9 protein-coding genes and 4 pseudogenes are annotated in these 7,867 nt (G+C 59.8%); 5 read left to right on the top strand and 8 right to left on the bottom strand.

All coding sequences use genetic code 11. The features are described from left to right. A partial coding sequence (locus BVER_RS34590) for a hypothetical protein (RefSeq protein ID WP_232316805.1) occupies positions 1-205 on the top strand: 205 nt, incomplete at its 5' end. Between the two features lie 506 nt (positions 206-711). On the opposite strand, the pseudogene BVER_RS30755 reads toward BVER_RS34590, so the two are convergent. Next, positions 712-924 (bottom strand): annotated as a pseudogene (locus BVER_RS30755) (transposase domain-containing protein); the annotation flags it as partial. A 22-nt stretch (positions 925-946) separates the two neighbouring features. On the opposite strand from BVER_RS30755, the pseudogene BVER_RS30760 reads away from it, so the two are divergent. Further along, positions 947-1,147, top strand: a pseudogene (locus tag BVER_RS30760) (transposase domain-containing protein); the annotation flags it as partial. A gap of 173 nt (positions 1,148-1,320) precedes the next feature. On the opposite strand, the gene BVER_RS26145 reads toward BVER_RS30760, so the two are convergent. The 5 genes and pseudogenes from BVER_RS26145 to BVER_RS26155 form a co-directional block, all read right to left on the bottom strand. Next, positions 1,321-1,965 (bottom strand): IS4 family transposase, encoded by a 645-nt coding sequence (locus BVER_RS26145; protein WP_232316806.1) that lies wholly within the window; start codon positions 1,963-1,965, stop codon positions 1,321-1,323. After that, complete coding sequence (locus BVER_RS34595; protein ID WP_232316807.1) at positions 1,923-2,348, bottom strand: ATP-binding cassette domain-containing protein; 426 nt, start codon at positions 2,346-2,348, stop codon at positions 1,923-1,925. Before BVER_RS34595 ends, BVER_RS26145 begins: the two co-directional genes overlap by 43 nt. Positions 2,349-2,353: 5 nt before the next feature. Next, positions 2,354-2,479 (bottom strand): hypothetical protein, encoded by a 126-nt coding sequence (locus BVER_RS35370; RefSeq protein ID WP_269750810.1) that lies wholly within the window; start codon positions 2,477-2,479, stop codon positions 2,354-2,356. A 33-nt stretch (positions 2,480-2,512) separates the two neighbouring features. After that, a pseudogene (locus BVER_RS36580) lies at positions 2,513-2,608 on the bottom strand (ATP-binding cassette domain-containing protein); the annotation flags it as partial. 105 nt (positions 2,609-2,713) lie between these two features. Further along, positions 2,714-3,709, bottom strand: a complete 996-nt coding sequence (locus tag BVER_RS26155) for a metal ABC transporter solute-binding protein, Zn/Mn family (RefSeq protein ID WP_232316808.1) — start codon at positions 3,707-3,709, stop codon at positions 2,714-2,716. 92 nt (positions 3,710-3,801) lie between these two features. Between BVER_RS26155 and BVER_RS26160 the strand changes: the two genes are divergently transcribed. The 3 genes and pseudogenes from BVER_RS26160 to BVER_RS36700 all read left to right on the top strand — a co-directional run. Then, positions 3,802-4,803 carry a CobW family GTP-binding protein gene (locus tag BVER_RS26160; RefSeq protein WP_050455741.1) on the top strand — a complete coding sequence of 334 codons (1,002 nt, stop codon included), beginning with the start codon at positions 3,802-3,804 and terminating at the stop codon, positions 4,801-4,803. A 760-nt stretch (positions 4,804-5,563) separates the two neighbouring features. After that, positions 5,564-6,028, top strand: coding sequence for a hypothetical protein (locus tag BVER_RS26165; protein WP_050455742.1), 465 nt, complete (start codon positions 5,564-5,566; stop codon positions 6,026-6,028). A gap of 42 nt (positions 6,029-6,070) precedes the next feature. Further along, positions 6,071-6,321, top strand: a pseudogene (locus tag BVER_RS36700) (CobW C-terminal domain-containing protein); the annotation flags it as partial. A gap of 124 nt (positions 6,322-6,445) precedes the next feature. Here BVER_RS36700 and BVER_RS34600 read toward each other — a convergent pair. Then, the gene (locus BVER_RS34600) at positions 6,446-6,931 is read right to left on the bottom strand and encodes a phage integrase family protein (RefSeq protein WP_332309154.1); all 486 of its coding nucleotides are present in this window, start codon (positions 6,929-6,931) and stop codon (positions 6,446-6,448) included. Positions 6,932-7,305: 374 nt separating this feature from the next. Further along, the coding region (locus BVER_RS26180; protein ID WP_157056233.1) for a type 2 periplasmic-binding domain-containing protein at positions 7,306-7,867 on the bottom strand (562 nt) is incomplete at its 5' end.

Raw genomic sequence — 7,867 nt, forward strand, 5'->3', positions numbered from 1 at the left:
CGCTGGGCCTGCCGTCGGTCGGTCCAGCGCCGATCAACTGATCCGAACCGCCGTGTACGGACCCGTACGCACGGTGGTGTGGGAGGGGTCGGGCCGCGAGGCCTGCCCCTATCCCGATTTTTTTTTTGGTTCATCGAGCTTTTCTGGGGATGCAGTGCGGATTTTCAAGAAGAAGTATTCCTCGTCGCGATCCCCACGTGCGTGATTGATTCTGCGATATATCATGTTTTCGATGGCGGTCAGTTTCCGCACTTTTCGGGTGCCGTCGTATATCGGCGTCGCGGCTAGGGCGACCAATCGAGATCGCAGAAGGAGTAAATGCGCTGAGAGCGGTATGACGACGATACAGGTCGCGGCAGCGACATGGTAGAAAGGCGTTTGCCAAGGAAGAACAACAAGCGTGACGCCGGCCTCAACTGCTAGGTCCAGTCCGGCATCGCGCCTGCCACAGGGTATTGGATGTGGCAGGCCTTCTGGCCGGCCGAAAAGCCGTGTGGAGCTGCCAGTATCGCATTGCTCGCACGGCCTGTTGACCTCACTGGACTCGTCTCTTTGGCGTTCTAGGGGAACCGCCAATGCAGCCGCCTACCGGTCGCCTGTACCTGTGCGCCCGTTGTCGGGCGTAGGTCTTCGTCTGCCGCCAGTGCGTGAACCGTAAGCGGTTCACGATCGACGCCTCTCTGAGGGCGATGGCAGAATGCTTTAGGTGTGTTAGCGCAGGAGTCGGCGCAGATCTGCGGGCATCTTCCAAGGCAGCAGCGCGTCGTAGTCGTCAACGTTCTTCGCCAGAGGAAGGCACTCGAACAGCCAGTGAAGGTATCGGTAGGGATCGATACCGCCGGCTTTGCACGTTTCGATCAGGTTGTAGAGGTTTGCACTTGCGCTTGCCCCCGCAACCGTGTCGCTAAAGATCCATGAACGTCGGTTATGGCGACCTCGGCATAATCGCCGCAACTGGCTGTTTGCCGGCCCACTTCGTGCCGGTCAACGTTCGGCTGCGATCATGAGTCTCATCCGGTCCGCTCAACTCAACGGCCACGAGCCCCATGCGTATCTCAAGGATGTTCTGACGCGACTGCCGACACACCGGCATAGCGACATCGCCTCGTTGCTGCCACATCGCTGGCAACCGGCCGCAACGAACTAACTCCTTCCTCGTGCGTCAAGAGGGGATGGCTGGCCGCTTACAGATGGTCAGGTCGACGGGTGGGATTTCGGGTTTGATCACCTTCGTGAACGGGATCGCCTTTGCGGCGTCACCAATGCTGAGTCCCCGTCTGTCTCTGGCCCCCGTCGTTAACGCTGGGCTTTACCCATATCTTATGAACTTGAATTAAAGATGCGAAACATCTCGGTGATTTCGTGCCGGACGAGGAAGCCTCTCCAGATAACAGTTGCGCCAGGAGGAGGATCATTGTGGCGATTGAGGTAGCCGCCCAAGATCGCGACCCACAGTACCGCCTGCTCCAGAGACAGCACCTTGTCCGGCGGCCGGGTGGTACGGTGTACGCGGCAATACAACGCCTGCCATTCAACGAGCTGAAGGACCACTTCACAGGGCAATTCGCCATCGAGGCGAGCCAGCAGGGTCGTATAGAGGATACGCCAGGCGATCACGGCAAATAGTGCCGTAGCACGAACGAAGCGCTCGAGCGTGCCAAACTGACGGGCTTCGATACGGCAGCTGCTCTTGAGCACCCGATGCCAGGTCTCGATCGTCCAGCGCTGCGCGTACCACTGCAGCCGCTCAAGGGCCTGTTCTGGGGAGTGTGTGGGCACAGAACTGAGCAGCATCCATTCGAGCGGTTCGATACCGGCGGGCGGTTCGTCCTCGATGACGTGGATGGCAAAGACATCGAGCACGGGCAGCTGGGTGGCCCGCGCCTTCGGTGGCTGCAGGCGCACAGGCGCGTATCGCAGCGTCAGGCTTGCCGTGCGCTGGGCACGCGCACCTTTAGCTGGCACCAGCAGCTCAGCATGGCCGGGCCGGCTGCAGGGGTAGCCGTACAGCCTTGCCCAGCACTTCGCTGCGCACCACTTCGTCGGTCGATCCAGTCGCAGCATGGCCTGTTTGCAAGATATACGATGCGATCCATCACCGGCAGCAACGGATTCATGTCGTGCGCCGACAGCAACACAGCAATCCCCTGTTCAACGCACAGCCGGTGCAGCAGTGCGACGATGCCTGCAACGCTGCGCACGTCGAGGTTCGCGAGCGGCTCGTCGAGCAGCAACAGGCTGGGTCTACGGACGAGCGCATGGGCGATCAGCACCCTCTGCTGTTGCCCCCGGGAAAGATCCCCCATACGCTGGTCCGCGAAAGATCCCGCCTCTACGGCCCTGAGCATCGCGTCTACCGCTTTCTGCCGCTTCCTCGAAGGAAGGGGTAGTCCGGCGCGCCGACCCCATCCATGCCGAGCGCGACGAGATCGCGGGCGCGCAGCGGCAGGTACGGATCCAGCAGGATCTTCTGCGGCACATAGCCGACAGACGCCGGTCCATCCCCACCGTTGACGCGGACATGACCGGCATCGGTCTTCTGGAATCCGAGGATCGTTCGCAGTAGGGTCGTCTTGGCGGATCCGTTTGAGCCAATCGCCCGCAGAATTGCCCTGCCTGCACGGTGAAGCCCACGTCATGCAGAACGGTATGCCCCGGGAACGAGACACTAACGCCCTCAACACCCAGCACCTCAATCCGGTGACACATTCCCCTACTTCCCCGCGTGCAGCACTTCGGTCGAGATCTTGCCTGTCACCGCCTTGTTCAGCGAATTTACTTCGGCCGCCATCCAGGATTGGTACGTGAAGCCCGGGGTCGGCATCGTCTCATAGACACCCACGACCGGGATCCCGTTCTTCTTCGCCAGCGCCAAGAACGACTGCGTAAGCGTGTCGGTGACCTGCTGGTTATAGACGAACACCTTCACCTTGCGATCCGTGAACAGGGCATTCTGCTTCATCACGTCCTGCGGCGACGGGTCGGTGCCATTCATGATGGCGGCCTGCATGCTGTACGGCGTCTGGATGTCGATGCCCGCGGCCGCGAGCATGTAGTCCGCGACCGGCTCCGTCACGGCCATAGGGGAACCTGGATGATGCGCCTTGAACGCGGCGATCGCTGCGAGCCACGGCTTGAGCGACGCATCGAACTTCTTCGCGTTGGCCTGAAAGTAGCTCGCCTGCGTCGGATCGGGCGCGGACAGATCCGCCGTGATCTGCTTTGCGACGGCTGGCATCGTCTTCGGGTCGTACCAAAAGTGCGGGTTCGGGGTGCTATCGGGCAGGCCGAGCAGGTGCTGGACATCAAGCACCTTGCGCTTGCCGTTCGGTACGGCGGCGATGATCTTGTCGGCCCATGCATCGTATCCGACGCCGTTCTTGACCACGAGGTCCGCCGCCGCAATTTCTCCCGCGATCTTCGGGTTGACCTCGAACGTATGCGGATCGGTGTTCGGATCCGTCTCGATTGCCGTCACCTGAACATACGGGGCGCCGATTTGGATAATCACGTCGGCATACTCGTTTTCCACGCCGATCGCCTTGATCACGGCCGGTGTAGCCAAGGCGACCGTTGCATGGCTCGTCACTGCGGCCGCAACCAGCAGCGAGCACAGACTGCGCCCCATCTGCGGGCGGCGGCCGTGGCCGGCATGCAAACTAGAGCACTCCAGCGTTCGAACCACGCGCACCACATCCGCTACTTTCATTTTCATTCCACTCTGCGGAATTGATTTGGAGTGAATGAAATGATATAACATTACTCATAGGGTAAAGCGCTTTTTTCCGTCAGGAGCCCAACTTGCAGAAAGCTATCGAACCGTCCCGCATTCCCGTCACCATCCTAACCGGCTTCCTCGGTGCCGGCAAAACCACCCTCCTCAACCGCATCCTGACGGAGCATCATGGAGGCAGGGTCGCGGTTATCGAAAACGAATTCGGCGAGGCCGGAATCGATAATGAACTGCTCGTGCGAGACGGCAACGAACAGATCGTCGAAATGAACAATGGATGCATCTGCTGCACGGTGCGTGGTGACCTCGTGCGCATCCTCTCGACACTCGCCACCCGACGTGACGCGGGCGAGCTTGTGTTCGACCGTGTCATTGTCGAGACAACCGGCCTCGCCGATCCTGCGCCAGTCGCCCAGACCTTCTTCGTGGACGATGACGTGCACGAACGCTACCTGCTCGATGCCATCGTCACCGTAGTCGATGCCCGTCACGGAGCCGACCAGCTCGACGAGCATCATGAAGCGCAGGAACAGGTGGGCTTTGCCGACCGCATTCTTTTATCGAAGGCGGACCTCGCAGACAAAGCGCAAACGCAGGCGTTGCGGCAGCGCCTACGCCAGATGAACCCGCGCGCGCCTATTCGGGAGTCCCACTTCGGTAAAACCGATCTAGACCAGTTATTGGACACCCGCAGCTTCAACCTTGACGCCATCGTCGAAATCGAGCCGGATTTCCTGCAGGACGTCTCGCATACGCACGACGACGACGTGACGTCATTTGTCTACCGAAACACAACTGCCCTCGATCAGGAAAAACTCGAAGCGTTTTTCAGCGCAACGGTTGCGATATACGGCGCGTCCATGTTGCGCTACAAGGGTGTGCTAAACGTTGCGGGAGTGGACCGGCGTCTTGTCTTCCAGGGCGTGCACATGATCTTCGGGGCGGATATTGGCAAACCTTGGCTTGATAGTGAGATCCGCGAAACGAAGATTGTATTCATCGGCAAACAGTTGCCGGCGGATGTTTTCAAGGCTGGCCTCGACGGCTGCTCGCAGCATACGGCACGCTAAGGGTGGAGTCGAAACCCCTGAAAGCCGCGCAACAGAGAGAGCCCCACTTCCCGTCAGTTGCTGGGGTAACCCGATTTCCTATGCCTGAGCCGCGCGCTTAGGCACGAACGACCTGCCCTTATGCACGACACGGATTCATGTCCGTATCGCCGACCAGCCAAGAGGCTTTCTCACGAAACACTGCGGAGATGTAGATCGTTATGCTGCGCTCCCGGGAATGCCAACGCACCACCCCATGAAGCATCTTGTTTCGCAATGCGACGCTCCACGGACCGTGATTGTCCGGCACGCGGCCATGGGCGTCTTCGACAGACAGTAAAAATGACCCGTTGTCATTGGCGGATGCGCGGACAAGAAGTCCGCGGTGCGCTTCTCGATACTCGATTGACGAGCGCACTTGAGGGCGACGCTTCGCGCCCTCGGAGGCAGGCTCCGGCCGTCTCCCTCCCGCTTCCTCGCGTGAACCACGAGAAGAACACGCAAGCTTGGCGCGCCGAGCGGCGCTCCGCAAAAATTCCCTTGAGCACATGGTTTTCGGTTTAATTTGTTGTTGTTGGTTTTTTGCGCGCCAATATCGATGCGCAACCTGATCATGGGGCTACGCGCTCATGCGCGGAAGTGGCCAAGCGCACGCCGGCTCGAAACTAAACGCAGCGCTCGAAACAAATTAGGGCGCGGCGGATTAAAGAATCTCCACGCTGCGCCGACAAGACGTAGTGAAGCGAGCGGCGATGACATCAGCCGCTGAGAGGAAGCGGACATGAAAGGACAAACCATGGATTTACGCGCGATGCTTTCTGAATTGCGCGATGCTCGGGAACTGGCGGAGCAAGCGGCGAAGAACCTCCGGAAAGAAGAGCGGGAAATAGACGAGCTTCGAGTCGCGTCTCTGACCGCGATCCAAGAGGCGAAGGCGCGCGCCATGCCTGAGGCACAGAGCGCGCACCGGCTCAAAGAAGCGATGAATCGCTTCGTGTCGCCGAAATATTTGTCTGTTGCGGCGGGACTTCTAGAGTGCGCGCGCGTGGCCGCAAACTTGGAGCCGATCATCGAGCGAGCGGACGCGAATTCCAACGGAGCGCAGGCGACCGAGGCGGTAAAGCATCTGCGCGATTTCGCTGAAAACTTCGCGACGCTGCGGCAGCTCACGAAGGCCGCAGCCAAAAGCAACGAGGAAGCGCTCGCCTGTCTGCGCCAAATTCGCGCAGCGGCTGCGCTAATGTGATACGCCTAATCGTTTGACTCCTCGCCCTATCAGGAAAAACTTGAAGCGTTTTTCGGCGCAACGGTTGCGATATACGACGCGTCCATGTTGCGCTACAAGGGTGTGCTAAACGTTGCGCGACTGGACAGGCTTCTCGTCTTCCGGGGCGTGCACATGATCTATGGGGCGCATATTTACGAACGTGGCTTGATGACGAAACCCGCGAGACGAAGATTGTGTTCATCGGCAAACAGTTGCCCGCGGAGGTCTTCAAGGCTGGCCTCGATGGCGGCTCGCAGCATGCGGCAAGCTAAGGTTGGAGTCGAAACTGAAGCGCACCGGGAATCTCGGCGACCGTTTTGCTGGCGCTACGCAGCCATCGGCACTCCAGCGAGTTGTTCATAATAACGGGCTTCCGCTTCGACCGAAGGAAGCGCCTTACCGCGCTCGATGATCGCCCAGAGCAGCAGGCTGCTCGGCCTCCGCGCGATAGTCGCGTTGCGTTTCGGTGGCCTCGTGCCGTTCGAGCCAGGCGCTGATCGCTTGATAGTCGTCATCGGCCCCGAGCGCGCACATAGCCTTCGGCGCGCGGAAGGTGCCGTGCGATCCATCCACTCCATGCAGCATGTAGATGTTTTCCCAAGGCGCGACGGGTTCAGGCGTCGCCGCCGCGATCAATGCGCGAGCCCGCTCGGTGAATGCGGGATGAGCGGCAAAGAATCCTTCGATGAGGTGGGCACTTCGCTCACCGAGACCGGGAATCGCAAGCCACCAGCGCTGGCGACGGGGAATCCGCCCGGTCAGGTCGGCCAGCGTCCGGATACTGTGCAGATTCAGCACGGGAACAAAGCGAGGCGACAGCCAGATTTCGACAGCATCGCTTACCCAAGGTTGCGGGATCGGTAGCGACGGTAGTGCGTCCAGCGACCGGGCCGCGGCCCTGCGATGACGCGCTCACCGGGCGCTCACTCGAATGGCAAAGTCAGATCGGCACGATGCCGACTGACGGGAAACCCGGCGAATGCCACCGATCATGCCGCGTGCCGACTGCCCGCCATCGAGCTTGCGCGGGCTGACGCCTGCGTACCAGGGGCGTAGCGCGGACAGCGATTCTGGCTCTGGCAAGGATGGCGGCGATGGAACGTTTGGCATCTGAAAGTTATAGGCGGCGCCATGACAGCGGCGTGACAGTCGGATGTGCCGCGTTTTGCAAAAAGGCCGTTTCATTGAAAAATGTAGCCCTATCGATAATATGTGTTAGCGACAGGACCACATCTTTCTCACGTACCACCTCTCATTTACTTCGTGGATCGGCTTATGATCGCGCGGTCAATCTCCGTGTGCGTGAGGCAGTACCTTTCCATGCGGGCACGGTGGTCGGCCGAACCGAGATACTCGATAAGTCGCTTGTTCACAGCCTTAACAAGGTCATGATTGGACTTATTGAACGAGAACGCGCCGATAGGAACACGTCCGTCTCCGCCGTTGTTGTGCGCGACCGCTTCCAATGCTGCGTTATCCGCACTTTCTGCAAGGACACGATTGCTGACAGCGGTGCTGGCGTATGCATCGATCATTCCAGCGCGAAGGGCGCTTATTGCATCCGGCTGGTCTTTGAACAGAACGATCTGGCGATCGAGCACGCCCGCCGACTTCGCGGACTCAAACTGCACTTGCCCAGTAATGATTCCAAGCCGCGCATCGCTTCGTGCCGCTACTGCCTCGTAACTCGTAAGTAGTCGGGCCTGCAAAATTGAATTTGCCGGAATGGACCCAACGACGCAGTCTGGTGCAGACGTAAACGCACATCTCAGCCAGGTCTGCAGCGCACGAGTAGAGGTTGAGGCATGACGTTGAGCT

Source organism: Candidatus Burkholderia verschuerenii (assembly GCF_001189365.1).
Lineage (GTDB): Bacteria > Pseudomonadota > Gammaproteobacteria > Burkholderiales > Burkholderiaceae > Caballeronia > Caballeronia verschuerenii.

Coding starts and splice junctions, on each gene's coding strand:
- BVER_RS26165 (WP_050455742.1), top strand. CDS start 5,564: ATGAAAGGACAAACCATGGATTTACGCGCGATGCTTTCTGAATTGCGC.
- BVER_RS34595 (WP_232316807.1), bottom strand. CDS start 2,348: ATGCTCAGGGCCGTAGAGGCGGGATCTTTCGCGGACCAGCGTATGGGG.
- BVER_RS26155 (WP_232316808.1), bottom strand. CDS start 3,709: ATGAAAGTAGCGGATGTGGTGCGCGTGGTTCGAACGCTGGAGTGCTCT.